Raw genomic sequence first — 26,832 nt, forward strand, 5'->3', positions numbered from 1 at the left:
AATTGGTTTAATAGATTAGCCTGTTAAAGCTTAGCAAACAAAGTAGGTTTTTTTTAATAATTATTTCTAATTCGGGACAATTGCTATCATATTGGGAGCATTCGATTAAAATATCACCAAGTTGATTGCCCGATGGATAGAATCTAACGCGTTGATAAACAAAGGAAAACTCCGCGCTGTAATCTTCGCGGACTCAGTAATGGGGCAAGTAAAACACTTTAATCAATTAAATTAAATGAACACCGAGCAAAACTACGGTGGGTTCGTCACACTTCTATGATTCCTTTTGCACCGAACAGTCCCCCTGATTTGTTGTCCACCTGTAGAACTGTGCTGGCATTTTTAAAAGCCCTAAAAATATAAGCTTTGATCCTTACATATAACTGATCTGCTGTCACCCCTTCATTTGCCTCAATAATATCACTGCTGTTAAGTATTTTTTCTATTCGCGTAACAGCATGAGCGGCTGATTCACCAAGACCAGGTATTTTGTAATCTATATTGTTTAATTGCTCTAAAACGGCTTGCTTAGTTTCACGATCCCCAAACTTATTTACTGCATCTTTTACTCGCTTTATTACGCCAGAAAGACTCTTGCCGCTTTCTTTAATACTCCGCTCTTTATTACGAGAAAATTCATCAATTACTATTTGAGGAACAATTAATGATAGTTCATTTATGGTAATTAATTCTTCGACTATATCTAAAGTTTTTTCATACTCAGGATCTTTCGCTAGATCTAGCCAAACGCACGTATCAACTAGAAGTTTATGCATAGGGATGGCCGCTAGGGTTTATTAATTTGATGTATCAATTGGCTTACCTTTTCGACTGCTTTTTGAAAAGATGGTATTGAGCTACTTGGAGCATATGACATACCGTTAACAAAGCGTTCATATTCAGTTGAATACTCAGAGTCTGAGCCGAGTATGCCAAGCATTTTTGTAAGCTTCTGAGCCAAGGTAAGCCCAGTTATCGTTTCAGATCGCTTATCATCCCGATCAATAGCAGATTTTACCATTGTCGTAAATTCAGGATGATTCATGACCTTATTGCTTAGAATGGCCAGGTCGTGAATATGTCTTACTATATCTGGATCATCGTTTATTGTACCTCGTTTGCGGTCAGGGATTCGCCATGTAATAGCACTGAGCTTGTCCGCTGCATTCTCAACCGGATCAATGCAATCAATGCCTTTCACTTCTGGTAATCTTTTGGCTACCTCGTTTATGAATGAGGAAACAGGCAGATTCACCGCTGGTAAAGAAAGGTCTGATGCTGTCAGTTCAAGCAAAATGTGCGGTCTTAATGCATCAGCTCTGCCGAACAAAGTAGGATAGTTCAGTTCAATGGCTATGAAGCGGTTTCCGTTTCTAGCTGTGATCTGGTTCTCATCTACGTTGAAATCAACTCGCAGAATATCGACTACAGCTTTCTTAAAAGCTGATAGCGTTTTGCTTTGTTGACTCTTACTCTGCTCTGCTAAAGTTGGTACTATAACCCTGAAATCAATATCTTCAGAGAAACGCTGAATAATCCCATGAGCTTTAGACAAAGCAGTTCCGCCAGTAAAGACAAGGGCGAAATCCTGAAAACTGATGCTGCTAATTAATCTAATTACTTGAGTAACGTACCAATCCTTTTCAACGAAAGCTTCACTGATTCCTTTGATCTGGGCTACTTCCTCAATGATTGCTCTGCTAGGCGACGTGTTCATAATTAATAGATGCCCCCTTAAAGCCAATCTTGCGGCTAATACGGTCTTTGACACCGATTAAGCGACCGGTTGGTATTTGGGTTGAACGACCTTCATTATAGTCTATTTCAGCTTTAGAAGGCGCAGTTTTCACACCTAGACGGCTTAATGCTTCCTTAGCCAGGGAAGGCAGCGGAGCCACCGGTATTGTTTCGCCGGTTAATGATGACACCTTAGCTTTAGAGTAAAGACCATAGCCAATTCTGATTAGTTTACCCTTGTCTGCCAGGTGCTTTAATGATCTTCCTACCTGGTCATAGCCGCCTAGATCCAAGAAATCTTCCCGCAGCAGAACGGAAGACTTCTTGCGGATGATTCGCGCAAGGATCTTACTTTCCAATGTTCTATTTCTTTTCACTAGTAATCAGAGAATTATATTAACAAAAATACGACACTTCCATACTGCAAACATACGACAGTTTCAAATCGTTTTCAAACTTATTCTTTGAAGCAGCCGGAACACGGCTTTTCCATCAAATTATTTATTCCGCCTGGTTTAATAGTGAGTCTGATTGAGCTTTTCCGCAATCTCAGCGTAGGTCATACCTTTATTACGGTAAAGTATGGCTAGCTCTGTAGCTTGGACATTCGCCTTATGAGTGGCCGCGTTATCGACCCGAATAGCTTCACCCTTCTGAATAGCCTGTAATGTTAGGTTTTCAGGTTTACCCAGCTTAAAGCCTTGTGCCTTCTTTTGGGCCAAGACTGCGCGGGTGAGCTCAGAAGTGCGTTCCGCTTCATACTGAGCAAACGTTACCATCATGCCCATGGTAAGCGTATTGGCATCCGGCAGATTACAAGCTACGAAATCAACGCCGGAATCGCGCAGGGTCATCACAAAGGCTACGTTCCTGCTTAGCCGATCGAGCTTTGCAATCAGTAACTTTGCCCCTGATTGTTGACAAGCTCGAATAGCTTCCTGAAGTTTTGGCCGATCTCCTTTTTTGCCGGACTCGACTTCCGTAAATTCCTGAAGGAGTTTATCATCATCCCGAAGATACCGATTCACTATAGACCGCTGATCCCCCAGGCCAAGACCGGATCGGCCTTGTGCTTTAGTTGATACCCGGTAGTAACAGATGTAATTCATATCATAACCCTTATCACGTAGTAAGTGGGTGTTCCACGGCCTATTAGATCAAGTATAGTGTTCTATGGCCTTTTACAAACGTCCGTTCGTAAAATGCCATAAGATTGTAATGTAGCAGTTTCTGTAATAAGTTATATTTACAATCAACATAGTAGCCTTACCTCAAATGAATAAAGACTCATTTCTATTCACTGACAGAATCAAACAAATTAAATCATCCTTTATTAGAGACGGATGGGTTACTGTTTATGAAAGCATCAATGAACGCTATGAAGATGAGATCCTAATTTGTTGTGGAATAGTTAGCTCAAGCCAAATTGATGAATATCGGGAAGACAAAGAATGGAAAGTCAGGCCAGGAAGCGAGGGAAAACCATCTATAATATCATCTATGGTTGATGGTAAATGGGCATCACGATACTATACATATGATGAAGATAGCCTTGAGCCTTTTCTTTTTAGTAAAAGCTTCAGGTTTGATAATAAGCATGAATCATATATAGATATTGGCGAAGAATTTGTTCTATATTTTCGACTGTATGAAAAAGGTACGGATAAACAGAATAGAAAATATTACTTTATAGATGATGCTGGAGATCTTGACGAAGCTATAATTATAGAGCCTGAAAAAGTTAAAATTAAGCTTAAATATTTGAAGGAGTATTTAGCAGTAAGGCAGATCTACTTTTCAATATGCTTTGATTTTGTGCGCTATATAGACATTAAAATAATTGATAGTGATATTAAACCTTTGGATGAAGATTTTAAAGAGGCTAATTATATTTATAACCATTATATAAGGCCATCTCCTTCCGATATTTCTATGCTTCAAGGGTGGATTCGCGGTAAGATCATAATTGATTACGATAAGTCTAAAACAGAATCACACCATTTTGATTCAGAAAATTATCAATATGCTGATTTTATAACAGGATATGATGATGATGGAAATGAACTACTTGAAAGCTGTAAGAAGTCAGATGAAAAATACTTTAAACTCACATATTTCAAGAAAGAAGTATTAAATAAGTACTATTATGACCCAGGTAAATACACCGTAGATGGTTTTAGTGTCAGTTCTAATTTTTTCTCCCTAAAAATAGATAATAATATTGGTGAATATGTTGCCGTATTCTTAGTTGACCTAAGCTCACTGCCATATAAAGAGCAGTTACATTGGAAGCATTATAACATTACACCTCAAAAAGGTATGAGCCATACTTATTATAGAACCATGATAGAAGGTAATTGGGCTGAGCATTCTGAAACTGCTGATCTATTTTTTAAAGATAGATACAATGATTTCAATAAGAAATGGCAAAAGAAATTTGGTTGGGAATTATACAAGACTCTTTCAGAAAAGAATGAACATAACTTTAAATCTTTACACGTACCAACAACAAATAATGTAAAGGCTTTCTGTGAACAAATATTGTCTCTGGTTATAATTACCATAGATAGCTTAAATGAAAAAGAGATTTCAAAAGGTTTTGAAACAGAAGAAAAGATAAGCGGTAGTATCAATAAACTTGATAGGTTTCTTAAATCCAAGGGAGTGGATATTCCCCCTATGATTGAGTTTTTACGGAATTTGCAAAATTTGCGTTCTGGTTTAGTTGCTCATCGATTTAGCGAATCAAATGATTCCGTAAAGAAGACAATGAAATATTTCAACTTGAACGATGATAATTATATGCAAGTTGCTGAAGATATTTTCGTTAGTTCAATTCTTACCATGAATACTTTAGAGAATAGACTTCTTAACGTTGAAACTCAAGCTGATACTAGCACTGATGGAAATTGAGAGTGCAGATACATAGCCATATTAAATTCTAATTATTTTATAAAATAATTCTGATATTCTGAAAAAATTATGTTTTATGCCAACACGAATATCTCTCTAAATGCTGGCTTTAATAATGAGCCCCTTTATTTCGGATAGCTTTAACTTCAGCTGGTATTTTGTCCATTAGCAACCCGCATTTTAGAAAACGATATTAGGCGCATCTAATTGATTTTGAATTTACTGTAGTTAAGGGATTTTGCTAAACCTTCGATGCCGGGAAAGAGAATTTCAGAATTGATATTCATTTCTCTTAGATTTTTAAGTATTTGCAAGTGAAGGCGCTGAGGGATGTTTATTTTAATAATTGTAAAATGATCCTGTTTGTTTGATTTTGAGATATTTATCAAATGCTTAAAGTCGATAAAAAGTGGTTTATCACAGCTCAATAATGGCTCTAACTGATCCATAAAAGATATCTGTATATTATTTGGCATGACAAAAAGGCCTTGTTGCCTATAAAGTCTTTCATTACTGTTTTGGGGACGTATTATTAAAAGTTTTTTCTCCTTAGCGGTAAAGGCATTTCCAATTGAATCGTTTGCTAACACAAGCGAAAACTCGTCTAAGTCTTGAGCTGAAACATTGTTGGTATTAAATCTTGATATGTAAAGATTGTATGTGCTTGAAGAAATGACATGCTTGTTTATCGCCCAAACCGAAGAATCAGTTTGGGCTTCGTAAATTGCCATAAATGTTGCAATAAAAAGGGAATCGGTAAAGTCTACGAGTCTTGTCGCTGCACCATAGTGTTGCATTATTGAAAGCCACTCTACAAAATTCTTATCTTCAATGTTTTTTACTCGGAAAATTGGATATTTCCATTGAAATTCTTTTAACATTTGTCCTTCTTGAGCAGGGAGTATAAATTTATCTATGTGATTGGGGTGCAAACGATTCATTAATCGCTCCATAGTAGAACTTACTGTCCAACTACTATCTGCTTGCCCTCTAAATATTAGCTGACTTATTAAATTGTCGTTGATGCTGAAAATATCCTTCCATTCAGTAAGTTCTGTTTCAATGAACAGATGCTTTTCTTCAATCATTTTAATTCAGAACTTGGTTATTTGTGAGGACAGCTAAAGGATTAGGGATTGACGGTGCTTTGAAAATAAGGAGACATAAGCTCAACCTCGTACTAAAGACAAATTGAAAAACAACACTTGAGCATTTATGCTTTAGCCCCTGTTGGTTGTAAGTATTTCTGTTTCTCTATAAATAGTCATATTTTCTGTCTAAATTGTTTTCGGCTTCTAAAATTGGTATTATAGTTAGCAATATATGTCCAATAATACCAATTACAACAAATACACTTAAAAAAGCATATGTCTTGTCAATGAAGATATAAATTAGAGTTGGGATTATCAATCCAAACATTAAAAGCAGAGTAGATGTTATAATAAAATATCTAACAGTTAAGGGTAAGTGTGAATCAACCATTCTAGTTAGATTATAAAGACGTGGAATAATTCGATATTGAAAATCTAAGCTTACTTCTTCTAACTTATCTTTTGAGAGGTCTTCAATTTTATTTTTTGGATAAATTCGGTTTATGTCTTCAATAGTTTCCTTTATATAATATGAACTGTAAAACTTTTCTGGAAAAATATTCATTTCGGAACAGCAATACCATATTCTATTTGAATCATTAAATAAGATAAAATTCTTCATTTCATCGTGAGTATAAATGTGGTCAGGTGGAAATTTTGTGTAGGTCAATCCCGAATCTAAGAATGATTCATCAGCTATCATATGTAGTTGAAGCACTAATAGAATAATACCAGGAGAAAGATCTTCTTTAAAGAAAGATTTGTACTTAGAGTATTTGATATCGTCATCATAATTTGGATAAAAATATTCTTCAAAGGTTATGTCATGCTTGATTGAATTTGCATATTCAAAGGATTTGTAGAATGGCTTTTCGCTTGACCAAAAGTTATGGTCTCTAATAAGATTGAAGCAAATATTTCTGAAATAAGTTAACTTGTTAGAGAGAAGTCTTATTATTCTTGTATATTTTAACTTATCTTGGCGAATAGTTATAGTTTTATTTATCAAAAAACCAAGAACAAATGAAGCAATAATTCCACTAGCTACGTTTATGTAGTCATATGATTTCTCCAGTCGCTTCTGGAAATCATTATCAGTATGGATTTTGCAAATACTTATTGCAATTAATACTATGGTAGGAATAATAGTAATAATCGTATTTCTTAAAAGGATATTGTGCCAAAAGATTAAAAACTTGAGTAAAACTCCTGAATAAGTCTTTTCATTATTTTTTTTAGCGGCTCGGTAATAATACGAGGGAAAATAAAAAAGTTTTACATGTCTAGATTGATTTTGATTAGTTTTGTCTTTCTCAGGTAACAGATATTCAACGGTTAGCCTTGAGATATCAATATAATTATTAAAATTTGAAATATTTTTCTGACCCCATTCCTTGAGGTATTTGATTAAGGATTGGTGAAGTTTATTTAAGTTTTTGTCCCATTCCAAATTGGCTAGGTCGATACTAATATAATTAATATTATCCTTATTCTGAGCTTTTACAGTCCCTGACATTTCTATCGTCTCAAAATAATTAACTGCAAATAACTCTATTGCTTCTCGAACGATTTCAATGTCTGTCATACATTTTTTGTTTTATAGGCCGTTGATTATGCGTACTGCTAAATACAAAGCTTTCTTATAAAGCTATTAATCCTGAGGGAGTGTATTATTATAGAAATTAGAGGGGATTTATCATTTTATAACTTCAAGTGAGTGATATAATCGACCAATTGTGTCACTTCTTTGGAGTTCTATAATGACTTTTTAACTTCATACTATAATCATTTTATGCCTTTGGCATTTTTATAAAAAAGCTTTGTTTGTATAGGTAATTAAGACAAAATATGATGCAAAACATGAAGAGCACATAATTTTATAATGCTGTTTATACCAGTCGGCAGTTTCACAGTTTCGCTATAGTTATTCTACGCCTGATTCTCCCCGAAGCGGGTTGTATGGAAGAACACCAATAAAACAGTCGCACAGGCATTTTCATTTTGGAGTTTATGGTCACAATTATTCATGAAGGCAATGACCCTTGCGGCTGTGCTAGTCACAATCTTGTCTGACAAGGTTTCCACTACGAATGTTTGTTGTCGCTAGTTACACAATCTCTCATAACTCTCAAAAAGTGCGATGACTACTTACAATAGCAGTATCAAATCAACACACCGGCCGGTGAGGCGAAGGAGGACTTTGAGTTATCGGGGCAGCAGTCGAAGCGCCGACCCGGGACTAACCATTCGTAACTAACTTTTCTACAATACTAGCTCACTCTCCAGAATAAGTTAATCTAAAATCGTCCATTAAAAGGTTATTCAGTTTATTTTAATGAACCATTTAAGCAATTGAAAATCAAAACCTTGCCATCACTTTTGTAATTTACTAAAATCGTTCAGGAAAACCCTTGAACCTATGAACGCTCATCTTGACTAATAGTGGTAGCATAACGTTCAGTTCCAATGTCTTAAAGCGTTCACGAAATGGTTATTTTTTCTGATCGATCACTACGAAAAGTACAAACTACAATAACAGGGAAGCAGGAGGGAGATAAAAATACTTTAGCGGTAAAATACTATTCAGCAGACAAATTTTGACTAGATAATGAGTATAGTTAGCCCCATTGTTTATTGGAAAACGAAGCATTACTTGTAAACTGGACTACAAAGCTGCAATGGTCGTTTAAGCCTTGTAAAATCGTGTTTGACCTGTACTTTTGAACAGCTAAAGCAATACCTCTATGGTTTATCAAGAAGTTCAGTTTCTAACACCGGTACAAAGTGAGTGGATTACAGTCAAAGAGTTTGATGACTCTACCGGAGCACTTTTGCCTCTAACTGATTCTGCTGAGCAACTGAGCTTGGAGGAAGCGCAAACGCGTCTTTTGTCACTGACAAAGAAGTATCCTTTTCTTACGTTTCGTATTAACAAAGTTGTTCTGTAAGCCAATGGCTAAGAAATCAACCGCGCGGTCTGTCTTGGGAACCAGGACGGACCGGAGCAGAACCGCGTGAGCAGTGGCCAACGTTGGACCGGCTAAATACGTGGCGTACTATCGTGTATCGACCAAGGTACAGGGTGAGTCTGGTTTAGGCTTTAAGGCTAAGCGCTCAGCCATTGCTGGATTTGTCAATGTGCGGGTATTCGCTGAGTTTACGGCCAGGTGGCCCTAGTTCAACGGACGTTTATAAAATGCCATAAGAATATAGAGACCGTAAACGGTTTGGTAGCTAACGGGTAACTAAGGGAATAGGGGCTGATCAACCGAAGAGGCATAACCCAACACCACTTCAAACAGTTGTGAATCAAGTCCTAAACGGGTGGCTTCGCTAAAACAAAAAAACAGGCCACTATCAGCCTGTTTTACATAGATTGACCGCTAGCCCAGATGAGCCTAAGCCTGTTCGACGTTGACCGCATTTAAGCCTTTCTTGCCCCGCTCGACATCGAACTTGATTTTGTCGTTCTCCCGCACTTGATCAATCAGGCCTGAAGCATGGACAAAAATGTCCTCGCCCCCATCATCGGGTTTAATGAAGCCGAATCCCTTACTGTCATTGAAAAATTTTACCGTTCCCGTTGGCATTACTGAATAAATGTTAGTTTCAAGGGCAATAACGGAAGAAGACGGTAAATGCCCAAATTGTATCTAATTCATTTACAAGGCCTTTTCTTGTCGGTCAGTTAGCCTAAAACAGGTTAAAAGAGGATAGGGTACTACATACACGAATGGTGGAAAATTGCATTATTTCTATACCAGTTGCATAAGGAATCTTATGTTAAGAAACTATTCTAAGAAATAGCCACAATTTTACGAGCACACCGACGAGGCTAAATGGGGACTTGATCTGCCTTTATCGCTTGCCAAAACGCCCAGTCACCAGGCTGTAAATAGTACTTCAAATATTGCTCCCGGCTAAACCATAAAGCCATAGACGTTTGAGCTTGCTGATGGCGTTTGATCAGCCGGATAATGCGTCCGATCCGGTCGAAATCGGTGGTAGAATAGGTAGGCATAGAGTAAGGGTTAAGTACGGTAGTCCAAGATACGGTATTCGCTATACGAAAGCTAAATGCATACGTTCACAACTGACTATTTCCAATACTCTAATTTATGGAATCGAACAGGCGGTATCGTTACGGTACTAAACCAATACAGTCGTAAGGTCGCCAGATAGATTTGCCACTCGCCGAAGCTAGCCGGTTTGACCGTAAACGAAGACGCACCCGCTAAATAAGCCAAGCCAATCGTCGTTGGTAATTGGTCAATCGTCAGTATGACAATGGGTACAAAGCGCCCTTCTGGATGAACGCGTAAAAAGGCCGCCAAGTCGAGTCCACTCTGATTGGAGCCCAGATCAATATCGAGCAGAATCAATTTAGGCCCATAATGGTCTAAGGCATGAATGTAGGCTATCGCTTCGCTGTGGCTGTGAACCTGGATAAAAGACGCTTCGGGAAAACTACTCTTGACGGCCAGAGGTAGCACCTCTACGAGTGATGAATCATCATCGACAAGAAGAATCAGAAATTTGGGCTGCATCGGGAAGGGTCGCTGGAGGAGTAGCTTGACCGACAGCCTATAGAGCAGAGCAGAAGGCGGGAAGGGTACTCAGAATGAACGGATTGGGCTAAAGGTAGACTAATCCTGATTAAATCGTTCTTAAAAAAATAAGTGAAAATCTCTCCAGGTTCAGGCCCTCCGACAACTAGTTTACTAGGTATAGCCCAGTAGCATTCCGGTAAAATTTATTGAATTAGTCTACTTTATCTACGTCTTTAAGCTGGAAGAGCCTTCTGTTGAGAGACGAAACCAGGATTCTTCTTTTAGCAAGAGTGCATAAAAAAACAAATTCGTTGCTGTTGCGCAGTGCACTTGATGAGCTATGCTGGTTAAGTTGTTTTAATGATTCAGGTTTAAATTAGGTTAGGCTTGAAACAAACCATACATTTCATGCCTGATTATCAGCTGCTTCATATGATATAGCCGATAGCTAGATTCGACCTGTATGAGTCATTCATCTGATAAGAAGCCCCTGAGTAAGGATTCATTTGATCATCTGTTGAGCAGATACCTGGATCAGGTCAAAAGTCGATACGAATCCAATAAATCCTTGCAAGAGGCCATCAAGCTACTTAAAAAGAAGCTTTCCAAGTAGCCTGGTATCGATTCATCAAGCTAGCCGTTGTGAGTAACACCCCCTCTTTTACCATAAAGCTTTTATGCCAAACCTGCTGTTTAATACGCCATACGCGTCTGATAGTCACATCATTCGGCGGAATCTAGATCTGAAAGGATCAGCTATTTTGGTCGTAGATCGAAAAAATCCTGATCACATTATGGAAACTAAAGCTTACGGAAGGGCGGTAAACGGATCAACCAGTAGCCTGAATCAAAATCGGGTTGTATGTACCACCTTTGGCAACGAGCTAGAGCGGTACGAATATGATATCGATGACATAGCGATTTATCGAAGCTTATAGTCCCAACGACTATTCAGTGCCTTCGTGTAGCTGTTCGCTTCTTTCCATTTAGTCAGACTTAGAACAGACCTTGGCCGGGTATTTTAGCGTACGAATACAAGAATTCTGGGTATGACCCAAGTGTAATTGTTGGCTTATAAAAGGTCACCCATCGTTGACTTTTTTTCATGTCATTCTTTATGTCCTTCCTCCTATGACACCCTTTGAAGAGTTTGAAGCGCTGGACCGAATATTTAAGGTAATTAAGGAGTATCGTCAGCAGCAAGCAGACAACCTTGATCCGCTAAACAGAGCCTTGGTCAAGGACTACATGGCCAACCATTTACTCAGTCAGGATTTACAACTCTGGCTTCGGTTAGAGCGCCAGGATAGTTTAGCGGACTTTTTGCGTGGGGCTAACCTTAATTGGAGTCTTGAGCATCTTTTGTGTCAGTTTAAACGCGCAGCTCATGGCTTAAGTGAATCTTGGCAACAGGCGCATAGTCTGAATTGATCTCTAGCGACTGTATCGCGTCTCGTCTTTATCGGGCGTTTCCTCCCCGTAGTGATTTTGTCTGCAACAGGGTGCCCCCGTTTTGCAGTGCAGACCTCCTCCTAGGTTTGCTCAAAAGACTCCTCCAATGGAGGAGTCCTTATTGGTGTGCTGCAGCCACGGGATTTTCTGAGGCATAGACCACCTCAACTGGACGAAAAAAAAGCGAAAAGCAGCACAAACCGTTATCCCTGTTCCTATGATGTTTTTAGTGTAACGAATGGTTTACCCCAAAAATCGGCTCTCAGATGTGGCCGATTTTTTTGCGTCCAGTTGGGGTGGTCCATGCCTCAGAAAATCCAGCCCGGTGCGGGCTAAGACAGACTGGCTAAAAAAGGGTTGGAAAGGGGATAAAAGCTAGATTCGCTTTTTGGTTTTGTGTTGAAATTGACCGACTTCGAAGGCCAATTAAGTCCGTTAGCTGAAGGCTACGGAAAGGTTTTTGTCCGACAAAAACACATCTTGCTAAAGTAAAATGGGCGCTATTTTCGCTCAGGAGTTTGTAAACTAGTTTACAAGTCATTTTGCTAACCAAAAGCTCTCTGTTGATTTGTACTATTTTTATCCCCTTTCCAATGGGATGCTATAGGCTTCCGGTAGGCTTTTAGGAGTCTCTACTTTACATAAAAGCACTTATATAACACAAAACTACATATATAGTTAATTTCCTATATTTGTAATTAAGTAAGCGGGATTCAACTGTGTACTTTTTAACTGACCAGACAGGATATGGGACTTAGCACTGTTTTCAATAGGTCAAGTGGCTATACTTTAGTGCTTGGATTATGGCTACTAAGTTTATCAGGTTGCCAGCGAAAGAACCCAGAATCCACCTTTGACTCGGATCGGCAGTACCGGCATGCTTTGTTTAAAGGCGGATATGAAACGATAATGTTCAAACCAAATGGTTCGGTCTTTGTCAAGATGCTGATCAATGGGGTTGATGTAATCGCAAACGGTAATTATGAGCGAGGTAAGTTTATTAAAGTTAAACTGCCCGATGGGCCACAGAGGAATTTAGTTTTTCTTGAAACTCCCGACAAAAAGTTAATCAGCTTTGACACCAATCATCGGTGGGAGAGATTTTAACTTTACTAATAAACTGTTTAAGATCTTGTAGTTGACCCTTCTATCTTTATTCCCTTTACATAAAGTTAGTTATAGAACGAGTCTGGGAAATGTGCAAATGTCTAACCCTCAGTTAGTTTGTACATTTCCCAGACTCGTTCTATAACTACGATTATGTAAAGGGAATAAAAATAGGAAGTAGCCAGCCACTCGCTGAGTTGAGTTCTTGAATAAACACAACTAGATAACTTTATTGATTGCGTACATATTCGACTTGATAGTCGGAAGGCAACTTAGGCACAACTACAAAATTACTACGTCCATCGGTTGGAGAGGAACGATTACAGTACTCTTCGCTAACCGTGTAGGTTACCTTCTTCGTAGCATCATCTCGCTTCACATCGTAGATATAGCGGCTATCACTACCCTTATTTACAGTGGACAAGCCAAGTATCTCATACTGCGTAAAATCAAGGCTATCTAAACGGTTCTGACAGCAATAAGCAAATGCCTGCTTATACTGACTTGCATTAGAGATTCGAATACCGTTGCGACTTAGATCTTCACCTTGTTTTTGGTCGTAAGCAGAATAAGTCCTATCCAGCGTACGAAGGATTAATCCTGTTGTCTGATCAGCCCCTTTCTGGCAGGTGGGTTCTTGGCAAGCCCACAAGCTAATGAGCAAAAGTAGATATAGGTTTTTCATAGCTGTAGTGACTCTTCTGAGCGCGAAAAGGTTGTAATACTTTAACTGTTGTATAAGTGGCATTATGATAACCAACCTATTAAAACTGATGCATCAGCTGCATTTGTAGGCCTATTTGATAGGAATGATAGTAGGAATATGTTGGATGAGATTGCACATTATATTGGATCGTTGGTTGAGCAACAGCCAGCAGATGGTTGTTTAATCGGTAGATGGCTCCGATTCCAACTAGGGGCGTGACAATTAAAGCTTTCCCAAGCTTGACAGGCACTTCCTGGCCATTTCCGGCTAAATCAACGTAACTAACGCCCCTAAAGTCCAGTGAAGCACCAATCGAAAAATAAGGTGAAAGCCTGTTTTTGGATGACTGATAATTCACCGATAAAGGCACCTTATACGCATTCGTAAAGGGATGGCTGTAGTGATAAGGAATCCGAATAGAGCTGCCATTTATATCGAAATAAGCTGTGCTGGATAAGACATGAGTGGCCCAGATACCAGCCGAAGCAGACCATTTAGGGGAGAAGCTATACCGGGATGATAGGCCCATCATATAGCTAAGTCCATGCGAAGATAAAGTGATGACTGTATTTGGAGATTGGGTATTTGGGTCAGGTAAAAGTAAAGCAACGTTATAACCTGCATGGGTATAAATGGGCGCTAGATTGATTGACAGAGCAAATTTACTTTGCCCAAAGGTTAACTTGATAGTTCCGAGAAAAAGGAATCCGGTAATGCAAAGGCAGGTCCAAGTTTTCATCATCGTTAAGTATTAGATTCTGTTATATAATCAGAATTATGTTAAGTACTACAGAATGTAAGACAAAAACAAGGCTTGTCATACACCATATATGACAGCACTTAATTCCTTCATAGATGTAGAGCCGTAAGTTGACGACTGGGCTGGCTCGATCATTATCCAATCATTTCAATGGACCAGCGCGGTAGTTTAACTCGCCGTGATAATACAGGCCATTGTATTGATATTATCTAACTTCTTGGAGAGTAAAAGAATAAAAAGCGATGTTGACATTTATTAGATAAATACAATTATTTATGTCTATGATTTCGCTCTACAAAATGCTCTTCAAGCGGGTGTTCAAGCTATCATTAAACTTCACTTAACTTGTTAGAATAAAAAACGTCCAGTTTTATTGGGACAGCTTTATCCAGACGGGGGCATGATCGCTTGTTTTCTCCCAACCTCTGACTGATCGGTCTACACCACCCGACACCAGTTGGCCAGCCAGCAGCGGACTAACTAATAGATGGTCAATGCGTAGGCCGTCATTGCGCCGGAAAGCCTGACCAAAGTAATCCCAATAGGTATACATCCGTTCAGTAGGGGCTAGTTGCCTAAGCGAATCGATCCAGCCTAGGTCAAGCAACTTGGCATAAGCGGCTCGTGATTCGGCTCGATAGAGCGCATCATGGAGCCACCGCTGGGGAGTGGCCGCATCGAGTTCCGATGGAATCACATTGAAATCACCCGCTAGAATGGCGGGCGTATTGGTTTCCAGCAGATGAGCCGCCTGTTGAAGTAATCGATTGAACCACTGTAGTTTATAGTCAAATTTTGGCCCAGGTGACGGATTGCCATTGGGTAGATACAGGCAACCAATTAAGACCCCATCTATTAAAGCCTCCAGATAGCGGCTTTGCTCATCGGTTTCATCCCCGGGAAGTGCCCGACGAATTTCGGTAAACTCCGCGCAGCGGGTCAAGATGGCCACCCCATTCCAGCTTTTCTGACCTTTCCAGATAGCCTGGTAGCCGGCCTGCTGAATGGCGGCAAAGGGAAATTTTTCCTGAGGGGCTTTCAACTCCTGTAAGCAGACGACATCAGGCGTTGTTTCAGCTAACCACCGAAGCAGTACCGGCAATCGGGCGTTTATGCCATTGACATTATAGGTAGCGATTCGCACGGGTCGTGATCGGTTTAAACTATCTGGCTGATTAGTCAGTAGCTAGTACTAAGTAAGCAAACCAATTTATCTCAAAATGTTTAGGAAGTTTGTTGAACAACCATCGAGCACTAACGGGCTTTTACTCGCCTTTGACCAACATCGATGAGGCACGAGTAAAGGTGATGTTATTTTCATTTCTCATAAACTATAAAATTAGTTACTCGTGATAAGTCTTAATTATCAGGAGTAATCCTATCTTTGTCAAAAAGAGCCTCACTTGACGTTTTTGTCAGTCTTCACTACTCGTTTCCCATGAAGCAACCCGCCACCCATATCAACGCCCTCACAATTATTCCCCCTCAAGAGCAGCGTCTGTCGATGCGTATCGACGAGCAACTGCACGGGGAAGCCAGAGAGTATCTGCGAGCCGGCTTGCAGGGTTCTGCTAATTCACACCGGGCCTTTATCACCGATACTCGCCAGTTCGCTGATTGGTGTGAACAGAACAGCTATCCACCAACACCGCTGTCAGCTGTGGCGTTGGTGGAGTATGTCACTTTCCTGGGACGGACTCGCTCGTTTTTCACGGTGCAGCGCCATCTGGCCAGCCTGGCCAAACTGCATCGGCAGCATGGGTTCCCTTCGCCAACGACCGACGAACAGTTCAAGGTATTTATGAAAGGCTTTAAACTTAAAAAGACCGTACGCCAGAAGCAGGCTCCCGACTTTTCCATTAAACAGTTACGCCAGGCCATCGACAGCCTGCCGCCGACGCCGACGGGCTTGCGCAACCGAGCGATCCTGCTGCTAGGCTTCACGGGAGCCTTTCGGCGGAGTGAATTAGCCAGTCTGGACGTCACGAATATTCTGATTGATGAGGCGGGCCTGGTCATCCGCCTGGACCGTTCTAAAACGAATCAGTTTGGTGAGGTCGAAGAAAAAGCCGTGGCCTTCGCCAGTGAACCCGAATATTGTCCCATCGGGGCCCTACAGCAGTGGCTTGCTGTCATTGATCGGGAGCAGGGGCCTTTATTTGTGAGGATTCGGAAAGGGGAACGAGTCACCCAGGAGCGACTGTCGGATGAGTGGGTAAACGTGTTGGTTCAGCAGCACTTGGGGGAGTCCTTCACGGCCCACTCCCTACGAGCCAGTTTTGTGACCGTGGCAAAAGCCAACGGGGCGGATGATCTGGAGGTGATGAATCAGACTAAGCATCGCACCACCGTCATGATCCAGCGCTATGATCGACGGCGCAATATTCGCAAGCATAACGCGTCGGGCAAATTAGGCCTTTAAAAAGACAGGGCAACGTCGTTGAAACCAGCGTTGAGAGGATTATATATATGGCGAAGTACCTTCATTGGGTACAAGCTCCATGACTAGACTCATAACCCACTAAAAGGAGTAAACTGTCCCGGGTTAGTAATTTTCTAATAAACCTAATGGCTAGGGCGGTGTTAACCCCTGTGCCTGCACGATCTGGTGGGGTTGTACCCTACCCCTGTTGCAGGATTTGCGTAAAGCTACCCGGCAACGATAGAAAGGAAGTAAATGGTTTTCAACTCCGATAAATGATAAGACGATGAAGCAAGAACTGCTCGACACGGCCAACGAATTTAACTCATCGTTTTTGGCTCCCTTTCCCCATGTCCAGGATCCGGTTACCCAACTAGCCAAGTTTAACACGGCTTTGACTCACTATGCCCAGCAGGCTACAGAGCAGGGTGAAACCATTCATGCCCTCACTACGCTGTTGAGTAATCCCCACTTAGAAGCTTATGCGTCTGAACAGCAACAAGCCCTGGCGAACCAGGAAGCTCCCACCAGTACAGCAGAAGCCCGTGACGTGGTATGGGGTGATGTAGAGCATAATCTGGCCGGCCTTAAAGAATTAGTCAACAAGCTACTTAGCGATTTGGAGGCAGCTACTCCCTAGGGGTCGGTTGGTGTCAAACCAGCTGATCACTTCTGACCAGGCAGTCCCTATCCTTCTCCATAAAGCACGGTACGACTCTACCCATCGTCCTCTCGAAGGATATCCATAAAAACGGCCAACTCGTCATGGAGTTAGCCGACCATAAAGCGAATCAAACTAAACCCGAGAATGGCTAGCCCAAGCTAGTTCCGCTTCTCGCGCTTCATATAGGAAGAGGCACCGGTGCCTCGTCGGGCTCCCATTTTATGCAGCTGTTGGGCATCAGCTTGTGATACGATCTGTAGAGCAGAATATTTCGTTTTACCGGTAATCAACGGAAAGCCCGCTACTCGTTGCGCTTGCGAACAATGCACACAGGTTTTAGCCGTTGGAAGCGCTTTTAGACGAGCTTCGGGAATCAAATTGCCGCATTTAATACAGTACATATACTGGCTATCTTGTTGCTATTAGTATAACCCTAAAGCAAGCTGGATAGTGCCTTAATCGGCGCAATAAAACGAGTTGTTTCTTGTGGATAAGCGACTGATTTACAGTTGATTAATTTTTAATTTTCAATTAATTGCCTAGGCTGGCTTATGCTACTAGTTTAGCTTGTCTACGTTCCAAAAAGGGAGCTATAGAGTACTAAAAAATCAATACGGCTCGCTCAGGGATAGCCGATTTAACTTAGCTAAACTACAAGTAAATACCCATCAACTGATCACCAGGTAGGCTAAACTATATAGGCTGAGACGGGTTAGGGTGACTAAACACAACCTGATAATGAACCTGGACAAACTAACCCCTATTCAGCCCACTCCGTTAACTCCTTTATAACCTGCCAAGCCACCTAGACCCAAACGTCCCCGCATAAAAAAGACGACCTAAAGCCTACATTGGTCAACACAGGATAGTTATGGTAAAAAAGACAGGGCCTCTGGTGCCATCATCTGGGAGAAAATAGTCTCACAAACTCAGTTAAAACGTGAGACTTTTGGTTTGATTCGTGGTACTGTCTTTGGAAGCAAGAAAAGCTGTATTATTTTTTTAAGATTCGACTAAAATCCTCACATTCGTATTCTCAAGCACAACCCCTTGGGGTTGATGCAGCGTAGCTCCTGTCATGGGAGCTACTATTTTTTGTCCCTCGCTCGCGTAATCTGCCTGGTAGGATTGGTCTTTTTTCCACAGACTATAGATAATGGTGAGCAGCTTGCGTTGGACGGCTACATACCCTTTCATTTTAATGCTGGTCCGTTCATAGACCCGTTCAAATAAGCCTCTAAAAGGGCGTTGCTCGTAGCGCACTACCGATAGGGACGGCATATACAAGGCCCGTCGGATCCGAGCATTACCGCGTTTACTAATATGAGTTTTCCCCACCCGTTTACCGCTTTGGTTTTCGACCACATCATAGCCTGCATAGCTGACTAATTGACGGTGGTTCTCAAACAGAGCGAATTCATTGGTTTCGGTCAGCAGGTTGGCAACGGTCAACATACCCATCCCTTTGATTTGACAAATTTGATCCACCTTGCGCTGCCAATCAGGATTCTGGGCAATCGCTTTTTCAATCAGTTTGACGCACTCGCTTAACTGCTGATCAAGTTGATCTAGCAATTTTTTCAACTGCTTTTTGACTTCGCTGGCTTGATACATGCCTGTCTCCAAGGCAATCAATTGATTATTTAACTGCGTCTTAAGCTCTTGTAATTGAGTATGTTGTCGAGTTATTTGCCGTAGTTTATACATGGCTTCGCTGATTGGAGTCCAGGCTTCCAACCGCTGTTGACAAGCCATAGTGGCTAATCCTTGGGCATCCACACTATCGGTCTTGGTTTTGATGCCTAATGCTTTGAGGTAATGAGCTGCTTTTTGGGGTAAGATGACACTCACCTGAGCTTGTTGATGATGCAACGCCAGGGCCACTTGTTCGTGATACACCCCAGTGGCTTCCATCAAATACTGAACAGGTAGCTGACGGTCTTTACAATGATGAGTAGCCCATCGCAGGAAACTGGTGATCCCTTTGGGTGAATTGCTAAACGAATGAGTCGCTTTAATCTTGATGCGTTGTGCTTGATCAACTGTGCTAACACAGGCATAAAAGGTTTCTTTACCCATGTCCAGGCCGACTCCATATTTGAGGGCATTGAAAGAAGCATCCATAACAGGTTTTGGTTAGGTGAAATACATCAATACGCCATTGACCTTTCCGAATTGCTCACATGATTGATGATCGTAGTCAGGCTACGTCATTGGGTACTGTCCAAGTTAACAGAAAGAAAGTGAGTAGGGCAAACCCACGAATGCTATGTCGTCCAAGAAGGACGCATTTGAGATGACAAATCGCTTCTTCTACTCACCAATGGCATACACTGAAATTGCACTTTTTTTTATTATCCTGCTTGGTGTCAAAGATATGTGAGATGACTTTATGAGACTTTATCTCATAAAGTAAGAGCTTGCCTAGGTTTGAATTGTCTCCATCTCAAAAATTGGGCGTTTCTAGCGACACAGCTCAGTGAAAATTTCATAGAAAGCGATTAATAACAGGAAGGATGCAACATGTCTATCAAAAAAGAGTCTATACTTATACTCCCTTTCTTCACATAAACTAGAACTGCGCTTGCTGCTCATGCGAACACTTGTTATACCCGTCTCGCATCCCCGGTTAAAGCCGTATGTGCAATCCTTCTTATTCTTCCGCAAAGCAGATCAGGCTTCGTTCACCTATACGACCTTTCCCAATACCAACCTATGCCTGGCCATCTATAAAAATAACCGGGTTACCTATGGTCCTAATTCCGGCCTGAATCAGTGTGGGGTCAAGCCCGACCAGCAGAGTAGTAGCCGCTTATATGGCTTTCACCAACAGCCCTTTACCGTCAACATTCAGGGGGAGATGGACCAGGTTTGTATTTTGTTTCGTCCCGCAGCACTACGAGCGTTTACCGCTGAAGCCTACGACCAGCTAATCCAATCCGAACACGTGTTGAGTGATCTGTTCGGCTCCTCTTCGATGTCACTGCTCGATCAGCTCTTCAGTCTGGACGAAGCGCCCCAACGCGCCAGCGTACTGGAAGCGTTCTTAGTGGCTCGAATCCTGTCTACTGGCTTGAACCCCCTGGCCACCGCTTCGTTGCAACTCATTGGCCAGCGACCAACCGGCCAACCCATTGAGCAGCTAGCCGCAACGCTTCGAATCCATCCCTCCACCTTGTATCGACTATTTATGCAACAGGTGGGTCAGAGTCCCAAACTGTTTGGGCAGACGGTTCGATTCCGTCATGCTCTGACGGGTTTACAGGCCCCTTTTCGTCCCAATCTGACCCAAGTAGCCTACAGCAGTGAGTACTATGACCAGGCGCATTGCATCAAACACATCAAGCAGTTAACCGGCTACACCCCCAGGCAACTCCAACAAAAAGCAACGGTTGAACAAAACGAGCTCATCTGGATCACTACCCAGCCCCGGGCTGCATGATTTTTACAATTTTATCCCCATCAGCGGAGGTAAGTTTGCGGTCTGTTCACCTCAGCGGATACATAGAGAGAAGCGGTTAGCCGGGCCAACGCGCCTTGGCGACTGTCTTCGCCTACTCGTCAATTCGCTGATTCATGGACTTCACCAGTACCCCGTTTATGAACCGTTTCCTTTCCTTGTCATTCGTTGGTTGCCTACTCTTCCTGGGCACCCAGGCACAACCCCCCATCCCGGCTGAGACCAGCTTATTTACCCCCTACAACCCGGCGGTTTGGAATGCCCCGGCCACCCAAAGGGTAGCCGACATCGGCAAGCTATGGGGCACGCTTAAATACTTCCATCCCCAGTTGATGAAAGGCACACTCCAGGCCGATGAGTTACTGCTCAAAACACTCGATCCCCTATTGGACAATCCTTCCAAAGCCAATTTTGTCCGTACCATTCAGGGCATGCTCCGGCTGATCGGCGATACAACTACGCAGATTGAGTCAGTAATGGCCTTCAGTAAACCCGCTCGTAGTGGGCCGGTAAAGCTCACACAACCCTTACCCGCTGCGATGGGCTATATCGCCCTGCCGCAAGAGCGGTTTACGGCTCCTTTCTCACTGGACTCCTTCTTAACATCTTCACGCCTTAACCAACCGTACTGGATTGTTGACCTGCGCAATCAAGCCGAAAACGAACGGTTAGGGATTCAACAATATACGGCTTTCGTGCAGCCTTTAGTCGCGGGCCTGATTGATCGCACCCTTATTTTACCCACGCTCCGGACGGCTTATTATCATGCCTACTTACGGCAAGACTTTTCCGATGACCTGGATGTCATCCCCGCCCGGGATCGGGGGGGCGACCCCAATTACTGGTATCAGGAACGCTTTGGCCTCAAGAATACCTCCCAGGGGGCCTATCTCTTAAAAGGCAAATCCCGTTTCAGCGGGAAGCGTTTCTGCTTTATCGTTAATCAGTATACAAATGCCAATACGCTAAAAGCCCTGCTGGCTCTCCGGAACCGGAATGGTTGTTACCTGATCGTTGAGGGACCCATGCCTGATTATCTCAAGGGTGCCTACTACACCCTATCCCTAGCGGATCAAGTCCGGGTGAAGATTAAGGTTGGCGAGCAAATCTACGAAGATGGGACGTTAGGTACCCCCCCTGACCAGGTGCTAGGAGCGGCCAATCCGTTGACAACCGATGAATTAATCCAGCACTGCCGGTCCCTTTTCCAGAAGCCCCCGCGCCGAAATCCGACCCCTATTGCCAATACGGTTTATATACGACTACCCCAGCCAACGTACCCCGATTCCTTGTATCCCAATCGCAAGCTTCGCCTGGCGGCCTTGTTTAACTTTTGGAATGTGATTCACTACTTTTCCCCAAACAAACCCTTAATTAAGGGGAATTGGGATACGATCCTGACCTACTTTGTGCCTCGTTTTCTCTTTGCCAGCGATTATAAAAGCTACTATTGGCTGTTGCGTGAATTGAGTGCTCGGCTGAACGATGGCCATGCGGAGGTGCTTTATCAGCATGGGGTCTTACCGCCCCCGGGGATCAATGAGTTCTATGCTCCCTTCTGCATCAAATACCTCGAAGGCAAAACCATCCTGGTCCAACTCATTGCCGACTCCACCCATCGAGCGGCCAACGGACAGGTCGGGGATCAACTGGTAGCGATCGATGGCATCTCCATCGATACGCTCTATCAGCGATGGCACCAGTATGCGGGGAGCTCCAATGAGAGCAGTTACCGCGATCTGTTGCACAAGATTCCACTCGTGAGCCGGTCGGGGCCACAGCCATTTGCCATCACGATTGTGCGGGCGGGCAAACCAGTGGCCATGCAGGTAATACCGGTGGCTAAAAGCGCTTACTTAACCGCCTTCAGCCACGTTTACTATCCGGCGGTCCCCAAGCCGTATTGGCGCAGCCTGAACGACAGCACGGGTTACGTGCGGGTCAACAGCATTTATAGTACGCAGGTGGACAGCGTCTGGCAAGCCTTGAAGGGGCGAAAATATATCATTCTCGATGCCCGGGGCTACCCTCGCGATGCCGCCATTGTGAGCACCATCGCGGCTCCTTTCATGACTAAAACCGATACGGTCTGTATCAATGCCTTTCCCGAGATTACGCATCCGGTATTGAGCCGCAATGCCGTTACCCTGGAAGCTGAAACGGTTTCGCCCTTGAGTTCAGTCGTGACCGTAGACCAGGATAAGCGTTTCGTATTGTTGTGCGGGCAAAATGCCAGCCAAGCGGAGACCAATATTATAGCCTGGCAAAAAGTGCTTCATCCCACAACAATTGGATTGCCTACCGTTGGGGCGAATGGGGTGTCGAACACGATTCTGATGGCTGGGGGGTACGAATCTCATTACTCGGGTTTTGCGGTCTACTATCCCGATGGTACGCCGAATCAACGCCTGGGGGTCAAGATTGACCTTCCCGTTTCGCTGACCATTCATGGCGTTTTAAGTGGTCAAGACGAAGTCTTACAGCGTGCCTTACACTTTATTGAGCAACAGGGGCGCTAGTAGCTACTTAAGCAACGTCCTGGTAACTTTCCCTCCCCTCTTTGCTCCGATCAGCTCCTTGTTTATATGACACTATCACTCAGTGAGTCCCATACTCATTTGCTTCATCTCACGAAACGCTCCTACTTGAGACGAACTCAGCTGATAGGGTAGTGAATTAGTAACCCCTTACAAACGGTCGTTTAGAAAATGTAAAATACGCTGTCATACTGCTCACCACTTTTTGAATCGAGCGTCATTAGGTATAAAATAATACTTTATACAATATTTAGGTTACTTATGGGCTTGTAAGTAACTGGATGAGCGAAGATAAATATAAGAACAAATCAATCGGGCCATTTTTCTAAGCCGGCAGCTATGCGCAAGGCCCGTTGAACATCCTCCCAGTAGTAGCCGCTGTCATAGCCAGTTGATAATCGATCACAGACTGTCAGAAAATCATTGGCGGCACAAACCGCAGCTTCTCGGGAGTTGGTTGATCAGGTTGAGCCGGGAGTTGATCAGATAGGCCTTCCATGCTGGAAATTGTCGATAGTGTTGAACACGAAAAAGCCCCACGGGTAAGACCGATGGGGCTGAACTAAGATAACAGATATAAAACGTCCAGTTAACCCTTTTATTGTGTCCCTCGAAACAGGCGAGGACTTATTTATCACTTTATTTCTACATACTCGTTTGCTAACCTAGGTCAGTTCGTATAGGCGGTTCTCTTCCTAGTGAGAGATCCAGTCAGACGGGCGCCAATGAGGCTGGAATAAATGGGTCGGATTTGTCTCTTTTCAATGATCAACTGTCAAGGGTGGATTATACGTACCGGAAACGAGTTCCGTATTACAGGCGTCAATCCCTTCTTTCAACTCCGAGATAGCCCGCTTATTTTCCGGTAAATCCGCTAACCCAGTCAAGGCAGTTTGCAAGGCAACCTTCCGGGCCCAAACGGCCTTCATCTGTTCTTTTGTCATGGCAATCTTTTGGGGTTGTTTAGTTTCTAATTCCTTCCGATCAATGATAGCTGGCCAGACTTCCCGTATTGATTTTGTCCGTGGCTATGTGGCCCGTTTATCGGCTAACTTCCTCACGTCGTTCGGGTTGACTAATTTCGAGTTCTGGCGTTTATCCCCATCGGGCTGGACTTTGAGTCTGCCCGATGACATCCAGGCAATCACGGTGGCTTTGTAGGCTTTACGTATAATGCCATTTTTGATGGGTGTGACCATCACCCGGTCACCCGGCGCAATAACTCGGTTCATAATTATGTCAACTTAATCCTACTTTACTTCCAATATATCCTCCCAACGCGTCGTATATCGAGGGGATAAGTACTTGGGCTTCATGGGCCACTCAGGATTATACAGCTGGGAGGCCATTCGTAGCTTATCCTGACCATACCGTTTGTTGACTTTATCCACTACGGCCGACAGCCTGATCAATCGTTCATCCGGCCCCTGGGTAAACACACCTACTTGCCGGTAGCCCGCAGGTACTAGGTCCGTCAGCATAATGCCCACTCGCTGATAGCTGTAGCCAAACTTAAAGATCGCCTTCAGGCCTGATTCCGCGTACTTAATAATCTCCAGCGTTGAACTGGTTGGATGAGGGAGTCGAACCGTAACACTGTTACTGTACTGTTTGGTAGGCTGGCCATTGCCGGGGGTTTTCCGGTGGGGATTGGTCCTGAGCCATACGGTGACCGCTCCACACAAAGATTCCTGCTTGCGTAGCTTTTCGCAGATCCTCGACAAGTGGACCGTTAAGGCATCGGTGATATTAGCCAGATCGGGAATGACCTTTCCGAAGCCCGGTTCGGTGCAGATCGCCTTTCTCGGCGGGGGATTCACCTCCAGCAGTTTGCAGGGCAAGCCACGGAGTTCATGTACGAGCCGCAGTCCGTTGACCGTCATTATACTCTGAATCCAGTCATCATTGACTTCCCTGAGTTGGTGAGCCGTCCAAATACCCTGTTTTTTAAGCTTACTGACTGACCGTCCACCAACGCCCCAGACATCCTCAATCGGAAAACCCAACAAGGCCTCGTCGATGGCTTCGGGGGTATCCAGCACGCAGACACCGTTTAGTTCAGGCTTCGTCTTGGCCAGGCGGTTGGCAATTTTAGCGAGCGTTTTGGTAGGTCCGATCCCCACACCCACCGGCAGCCGCAGCCACTGTTTAATGGAATCGCGTATGGTCTCACCCAGGCCTCGGTAGGTCGGGTAAATGCCGGTATACTCCTCCAGTTGCAGGAAGGCTTCATCTATCGAATAGACCTCAACGTCAGGGGCAAACTGGGTAAGTAAGCTTATTAATCTTGACGAAGTGTCGCCGTAAAGCTCGTAATTTGACGAGAAAACGGTTACTTCGTGTTCTTCAACTAGCTCCTTCGTCTCGAAGAATGGCTGCCCCATTTTTATACCAAGCTGTTTCGCCGGGGCACTTCTGGCCACTACATTACCATCTCTATTACTTAGCACAATAATAGGTTTACCTTCAAGGTCGGGCCTGAAGATCTGGTGGCAGCTGGCGTAAAAACTATTGGCATCAACGAGGGCGAGCATAGCGGGGTGGTTTTGAAACGATGTATGTTACTTCGCCGAGCACGGCAACCTTGTCGCGGTCAGGGTGCAAGTACATGGGAGGATAGTTCTCGTTGCTGGATTCGAGCATAATCATGGGGCTCTTATCGATATAGCGCTTCACGCACCAGCCTTCGTTGACCCAGATGACAATGACCATCCCGGATTCAATCGGCCTAATTGAATCAACGACCAGAATGGAGCCGGGAAAAATGTAATCTCCCAGCATGCTCTCTCCTGTGGCCTTCACAAAGTACGAATTGTCGGGATGCAGCACGCACAGATCCTGAAGGTTCAGACGCTGACAAATGTAATTGTCAGCCGGATTAGGAAAGCCTGCTTGTACGGCCATATCGAAAAGGGGCAAGTCTTTACGCCTTGTCGGGTCGGTCAGGAAGATATTTTCGGGAGGTATGTAGTCGATCCAATCAATCATATAGCGGTGTTTACATGTAGCAAATCGCTATATTATACTTTTGTTATATATGTTGCAAGTCAAATATAAAAACTAACCCTTAACAAGTGCCGAACATTGGAATGCTTTCCGCGTTTTTATACCCCAGATAACGAATAAACTATATGTGCAATAATGCTCCCCGGGATAGCTCACCCTATGCTAAATTGATGATGGCTGAAGAGAAATTTCTACAGTTGACCCCTGATTGTAGTGCAGAGAACGTCAGCCAACAATTAGCTGAGTTTAAAGAATTATTGTGGGACGTAATTGAAGGCTCGCCCGACCCATTTCCTTTTACCAATTCTTGGAATATGATTAACCTATATGCAAAAGCCGATCTATTAGACTTCGAGAGTGGCAATACGGATGCTCTGCCCAAAATCCAAAATAAGGTACAGGAAGCAATTACAAATTTGCCTTGACT

At 43.3% G+C, this 26,832-nt stretch carries 27 protein-coding genes; 9 read left to right on the forward strand and 18 right to left on the reverse strand.

Annotated features, from left to right (window positions below; translation table 11 throughout):
- Positions 1 to 266: 266 nt before the first annotated feature.
- From ACYVAM_RS28050 to ACYVAM_RS28065, 4 genes are all read right to left on the reverse strand, one after another.
- Positions 267 to 776 (reverse strand): PIN domain-containing protein, encoded by a 510-nt coding sequence (locus ACYVAM_RS28050; RefSeq protein ID WP_461073327.1) that lies wholly within the window; start codon positions 774 to 776, stop codon positions 267 to 269.
- Positions 777 to 787: 11 nt separating this feature from the next.
- The gene (locus ACYVAM_RS28055) at positions 788 to 1,717 is read right to left on the reverse strand and encodes a nucleotidyl transferase AbiEii/AbiGii toxin family protein (RefSeq protein WP_461073329.1); all 930 of its coding nucleotides are present in this window, start codon (positions 1,715 to 1,717) and stop codon (positions 788 to 790) included.
- On the reverse strand, positions 1,701 to 2,114 hold the full coding sequence (locus ACYVAM_RS28060) for a DUF6088 family protein (protein WP_461073331.1): 414 nt from the start codon (positions 2,112 to 2,114) through the stop codon (positions 1,701 to 1,703). Before ACYVAM_RS28060 ends, ACYVAM_RS28055 begins: the two co-directional genes overlap by 17 nt.
- Positions 2,115 to 2,252: 138 nt before the next feature.
- Positions 2,253 to 2,846, reverse strand: a complete 594-nt coding sequence (locus tag ACYVAM_RS28065; protein ID WP_461073333.1) for a recombinase family protein — start codon at positions 2,844 to 2,846, stop codon at positions 2,253 to 2,255.
- A gap of 166 nt (positions 2,847 to 3,012) precedes the next feature.
- Between ACYVAM_RS28065 and ACYVAM_RS28070 the strand changes: the two genes are divergently transcribed.
- Complete coding sequence (locus tag ACYVAM_RS28070) at positions 3,013 to 4,650, forward strand: hypothetical protein (protein ID WP_461073335.1); 1,638 nt, start codon at positions 3,013 to 3,015, stop codon at positions 4,648 to 4,650.
- A 203-nt stretch (positions 4,651 to 4,853) separates the two neighbouring features.
- On the opposite strand, the gene ACYVAM_RS28075 is transcribed toward ACYVAM_RS28070, so the two are convergent.
- Positions 4,854 to 5,738 (reverse strand): FRG domain-containing protein, encoded by an 885-nt coding sequence (locus tag ACYVAM_RS28075; protein ID WP_461073337.1) that lies wholly within the window; start codon positions 5,736 to 5,738, stop codon positions 4,854 to 4,856.
- 166 nt (positions 5,739 to 5,904) lie between these two features.
- Complete coding sequence (locus ACYVAM_RS28080; RefSeq protein ID WP_461073339.1) at positions 5,905 to 7,326, reverse strand: hypothetical protein; 1,422 nt, start codon at positions 7,324 to 7,326, stop codon at positions 5,905 to 5,907.
- A 1,159-nt stretch (positions 7,327 to 8,485) separates the two neighbouring features.
- Between ACYVAM_RS28080 and ACYVAM_RS28085 the strand changes: the two genes are divergently transcribed.
- Positions 8,486 to 8,689: a hypothetical protein gene (locus tag ACYVAM_RS28085; RefSeq protein ID WP_461073341.1), complete on the forward strand. Its 204-nt coding sequence runs from the start codon at positions 8,486 to 8,488 to the stop codon at positions 8,687 to 8,689.
- 450 nt (positions 8,690 to 9,139) lie between these two features.
- On the opposite strand, the gene ACYVAM_RS28090 is transcribed toward ACYVAM_RS28085, so the two are convergent.
- The 3 genes from ACYVAM_RS28090 to ACYVAM_RS28100 all read right to left on the reverse strand — a co-directional run bounded on the left by ACYVAM_RS28090 (position 9,140) and on the right by ACYVAM_RS28100 (position 10,288).
- A complete protein-coding gene (locus ACYVAM_RS28090) occupies positions 9,140 to 9,331 on the reverse strand; it encodes a cold-shock protein (RefSeq protein ID WP_461073343.1) in 192 nt (63 codons plus the stop codon).
- 245 nt (positions 9,332 to 9,576) lie between these two features.
- Positions 9,577 to 9,762 (reverse strand): hypothetical protein, encoded by a 186-nt coding sequence (locus ACYVAM_RS28095; RefSeq protein WP_461073345.1) that lies wholly within the window; start codon positions 9,760 to 9,762, stop codon positions 9,577 to 9,579.
- A gap of 76 nt (positions 9,763 to 9,838) precedes the next feature.
- Positions 9,839 to 10,288, reverse strand: a complete 450-nt coding sequence (locus ACYVAM_RS28100) for a response regulator (RefSeq protein WP_461073347.1) — start codon at positions 10,286 to 10,288, stop codon at positions 9,839 to 9,841.
- 1,134 nt (positions 10,289 to 11,422) lie between these two features.
- Between ACYVAM_RS28100 and ACYVAM_RS28105 the strand changes: the two genes are divergently transcribed.
- Positions 11,423 to 11,722: a hypothetical protein gene (locus tag ACYVAM_RS28105; RefSeq protein WP_461073349.1), complete on the forward strand. Its 300-nt coding sequence runs from the start codon at positions 11,423 to 11,425 to the stop codon at positions 11,720 to 11,722.
- A 768-nt stretch (positions 11,723 to 12,490) separates the two neighbouring features.
- On the forward strand, positions 12,491 to 12,850 hold the full coding sequence (locus ACYVAM_RS28110; RefSeq protein ID WP_461073351.1) for a hypothetical protein: 360 nt from the start codon (positions 12,491 to 12,493) through the stop codon (positions 12,848 to 12,850).
- A gap of 229 nt (positions 12,851 to 13,079) precedes the next feature.
- Here ACYVAM_RS28110 and ACYVAM_RS28115 read toward each other — a convergent pair whose 3' ends face one another.
- The 3 genes from ACYVAM_RS28115 to xth form a co-directional block, all read right to left on the reverse strand.
- The gene (locus tag ACYVAM_RS28115) at positions 13,080 to 13,535 is read right to left on the reverse strand and encodes a hypothetical protein (protein ID WP_461073353.1); all 456 of its coding nucleotides are present in this window, start codon (positions 13,533 to 13,535) and stop codon (positions 13,080 to 13,082) included.
- 79 nt (positions 13,536 to 13,614) lie between these two features.
- Complete coding sequence (locus ACYVAM_RS28120; RefSeq protein WP_461073355.1) at positions 13,615 to 14,298, reverse strand: hypothetical protein; 684 nt, start codon at positions 14,296 to 14,298, stop codon at positions 13,615 to 13,617.
- A 388-nt stretch (positions 14,299 to 14,686) separates the two neighbouring features.
- Positions 14,687 to 15,460 (reverse strand): exodeoxyribonuclease III, encoded by a 774-nt coding sequence (gene xth / locus ACYVAM_RS28125; RefSeq protein WP_461073357.1) that lies wholly within the window; start codon positions 15,458 to 15,460, stop codon positions 14,687 to 14,689.
- Positions 15,461 to 15,700: 240 nt separating this feature from the next.
- Between xth and ACYVAM_RS28130 the strand changes: the two genes are divergently transcribed.
- The gene (locus ACYVAM_RS28130; RefSeq protein ID WP_461073359.1) at positions 15,701 to 16,738 is read left to right on the forward strand and encodes a site-specific integrase; all 1,038 of its coding nucleotides are present in this window, start codon (positions 15,701 to 15,703) and stop codon (positions 16,736 to 16,738) included.
- A 286-nt stretch (positions 16,739 to 17,024) separates the two neighbouring features.
- Positions 17,025 to 17,378 (forward strand): hypothetical protein, encoded by a 354-nt coding sequence (locus ACYVAM_RS28135; protein WP_461073361.1) that lies wholly within the window; start codon positions 17,025 to 17,027, stop codon positions 17,376 to 17,378.
- 182 nt (positions 17,379 to 17,560) lie between these two features.
- On the opposite strand, the gene ACYVAM_RS28140 is transcribed toward ACYVAM_RS28135, so the two are convergent.
- Positions 17,561 to 17,803: a TraR/DksA family transcriptional regulator gene (locus ACYVAM_RS28140; protein ID WP_461073363.1), complete on the reverse strand. Its 243-nt coding sequence runs from the start codon at positions 17,801 to 17,803 to the stop codon at positions 17,561 to 17,563.
- Between the two features lie 601 nt (positions 17,804 to 18,404).
- Complete coding sequence (locus ACYVAM_RS28145; protein WP_461073365.1) at positions 18,405 to 19,526, reverse strand: IS110 family RNA-guided transposase; 1,122 nt, start codon at positions 19,524 to 19,526, stop codon at positions 18,405 to 18,407.
- 469 nt (positions 19,527 to 19,995) lie between these two features.
- Here ACYVAM_RS28145 and ACYVAM_RS28150 point away from each other — a divergent pair, with 469 nt between their 5' ends.
- Positions 19,996 to 20,844 (forward strand): helix-turn-helix domain-containing protein, encoded by an 849-nt coding sequence (locus ACYVAM_RS28150; RefSeq protein WP_461073367.1) that lies wholly within the window; start codon positions 19,996 to 19,998, stop codon positions 20,842 to 20,844.
- 158 nt (positions 20,845 to 21,002) lie between these two features.
- Positions 21,003 to 23,381 (forward strand): S41 family peptidase, encoded by a 2,379-nt coding sequence (locus tag ACYVAM_RS28155; RefSeq protein WP_461073369.1) that lies wholly within the window; start codon positions 21,003 to 21,005, stop codon positions 23,379 to 23,381.
- Positions 23,382 to 24,160: 779 nt separating this feature from the next.
- On the opposite strand, the gene ACYVAM_RS28160 is transcribed toward ACYVAM_RS28155, so the two are convergent.
- From ACYVAM_RS28160 to ACYVAM_RS28175, 4 genes are all read right to left on the reverse strand, one after another.
- On the reverse strand, positions 24,161 to 24,343 hold the full coding sequence (locus ACYVAM_RS28160) for a hypothetical protein (protein ID WP_461073371.1): 183 nt from the start codon (positions 24,341 to 24,343) through the stop codon (positions 24,161 to 24,163).
- Positions 24,344 to 24,427: 84 nt separating this feature from the next.
- Complete coding sequence (locus ACYVAM_RS28165) at positions 24,428 to 24,631, reverse strand: hypothetical protein (protein ID WP_461073373.1); 204 nt, start codon at positions 24,629 to 24,631, stop codon at positions 24,428 to 24,430.
- A gap of 18 nt (positions 24,632 to 24,649) precedes the next feature.
- A complete protein-coding gene (locus ACYVAM_RS28170; RefSeq protein ID WP_461073375.1) occupies positions 24,650 to 25,933 on the reverse strand; it encodes a Y-family DNA polymerase in 1,284 nt (427 codons plus the stop codon).
- Positions 25,917 to 26,387: a LexA family protein gene (locus tag ACYVAM_RS28175; protein WP_461073377.1), complete on the reverse strand. Its 471-nt coding sequence runs from the start codon at positions 26,385 to 26,387 to the stop codon at positions 25,917 to 25,919. The genes ACYVAM_RS28170 and ACYVAM_RS28175 overlap by 17 nt, the downstream gene beginning before the upstream one ends.
- A 143-nt stretch (positions 26,388 to 26,530) precedes the next feature.
- Here ACYVAM_RS28175 and ACYVAM_RS28180 point away from each other — a divergent pair, with 143 nt between their 5' ends.
- Entirely contained in the window at positions 26,531 to 26,830 is a 300-nt protein-coding gene (locus tag ACYVAM_RS28180) for a hypothetical protein (protein WP_461073379.1), read from the forward strand.
- Positions 26,831 to 26,832: the final 2 nt, after the last annotated feature.

The organism is Spirosoma horti, assembly GCF_054776595.1.

Coding starts and splice junctions, on each gene's coding strand:
- ACYVAM_RS28165 (WP_461073373.1), bottom strand. CDS start 24,631: ATGAACCGAGTTATTGCGCCGGGTGACCGGGTGATGGTCACACCCATC.
- ACYVAM_RS28085 (WP_461073341.1), top strand. CDS start 8,486: ATGGTTTATCAAGAAGTTCAGTTTCTAACACCGGTACAAAGTGAGTGG.
- ACYVAM_RS28075 (WP_461073337.1), bottom strand. CDS start 5,738: ATGATTGAAGAAAAGCATCTGTTCATTGAAACAGAACTTACTGAATGG.
- ACYVAM_RS28110 (WP_461073351.1), top strand. CDS start 12,491: ATGGGACTTAGCACTGTTTTCAATAGGTCAAGTGGCTATACTTTAGTG.
- ACYVAM_RS28120 (WP_461073355.1), bottom strand. CDS start 14,298: ATGATGAAAACTTGGACCTGCCTTTGCATTACCGGATTCCTTTTTCTC.
- ACYVAM_RS28150 (WP_461073367.1), top strand. CDS start 19,996: ATGCGAACACTTGTTATACCCGTCTCGCATCCCCGGTTAAAGCCGTAT.
- ACYVAM_RS28170 (WP_461073375.1), bottom strand. CDS start 25,933: ATGCTCGCCCTCGTTGATGCCAATAGTTTTTACGCCAGCTGCCACCAG.
- ACYVAM_RS28140 (WP_461073363.1), bottom strand. CDS start 17,803: ATGTACTGTATTAAATGCGGCAATTTGATTCCCGAAGCTCGTCTAAAA.
- ACYVAM_RS28180 (WP_461073379.1), top strand. CDS start 26,531: ATGTGCAATAATGCTCCCCGGGATAGCTCACCCTATGCTAAATTGATG.
- ACYVAM_RS28055 (WP_461073329.1), bottom strand. CDS start 1,717: ATGAACACGTCGCCTAGCAGAGCAATCATTGAGGAAGTAGCCCAGATC.
- ACYVAM_RS28090 (WP_461073343.1), bottom strand. CDS start 9,331: ATGCCAACGGGAACGGTAAAATTTTTCAATGACAGTAAGGGATTCGGC.
- ACYVAM_RS28145 (WP_461073365.1), bottom strand. CDS start 19,526: ATGGATGCTTCTTTCAATGCCCTCAAATATGGAGTCGGCCTGGACATG.
- ACYVAM_RS28080 (WP_461073339.1), bottom strand. CDS start 7,326: ATGACAGACATTGAAATCGTTCGAGAAGCAATAGAGTTATTTGCAGTT.
- ACYVAM_RS28175 (WP_461073377.1), bottom strand. CDS start 26,387: ATGATTGATTGGATCGACTACATACCTCCCGAAAATATCTTCCTGACC.
- ACYVAM_RS28065 (WP_461073333.1), bottom strand. CDS start 2,846: ATGAATTACATCTGTTACTACCGGGTATCAACTAAAGCACAAGGCCGA.
- ACYVAM_RS28160 (WP_461073371.1), bottom strand. CDS start 24,343: ATGACAAAAGAACAGATGAAGGCCGTTTGGGCCCGGAAGGTTGCCTTG.
- ACYVAM_RS28095 (WP_461073345.1), bottom strand. CDS start 9,762: ATGCCTACCTATTCTACCACCGATTTCGACCGGATCGGACGCATTATC.
- ACYVAM_RS28100 (WP_461073347.1), bottom strand. CDS start 10,288: ATGCAGCCCAAATTTCTGATTCTTCTTGTCGATGATGATTCATCACTC.
- ACYVAM_RS28050 (WP_461073327.1), bottom strand. CDS start 776: ATGCATAAACTTCTAGTTGATACGTGCGTTTGGCTAGATCTAGCGAAA.
- ACYVAM_RS28135 (WP_461073361.1), top strand. CDS start 17,025: ATGAAGCAAGAACTGCTCGACACGGCCAACGAATTTAACTCATCGTTT.
- ACYVAM_RS28155 (WP_461073369.1), top strand. CDS start 21,003: ATGAACCGTTTCCTTTCCTTGTCATTCGTTGGTTGCCTACTCTTCCTG.
- ACYVAM_RS28070 (WP_461073335.1), top strand. CDS start 3,013: ATGAATAAAGACTCATTTCTATTCACTGACAGAATCAAACAAATTAAA.
- ACYVAM_RS28115 (WP_461073353.1), bottom strand. CDS start 13,535: ATGAAAAACCTATATCTACTTTTGCTCATTAGCTTGTGGGCTTGCCAA.
- ACYVAM_RS28105 (WP_461073349.1), top strand. CDS start 11,423: ATGACACCCTTTGAAGAGTTTGAAGCGCTGGACCGAATATTTAAGGTA.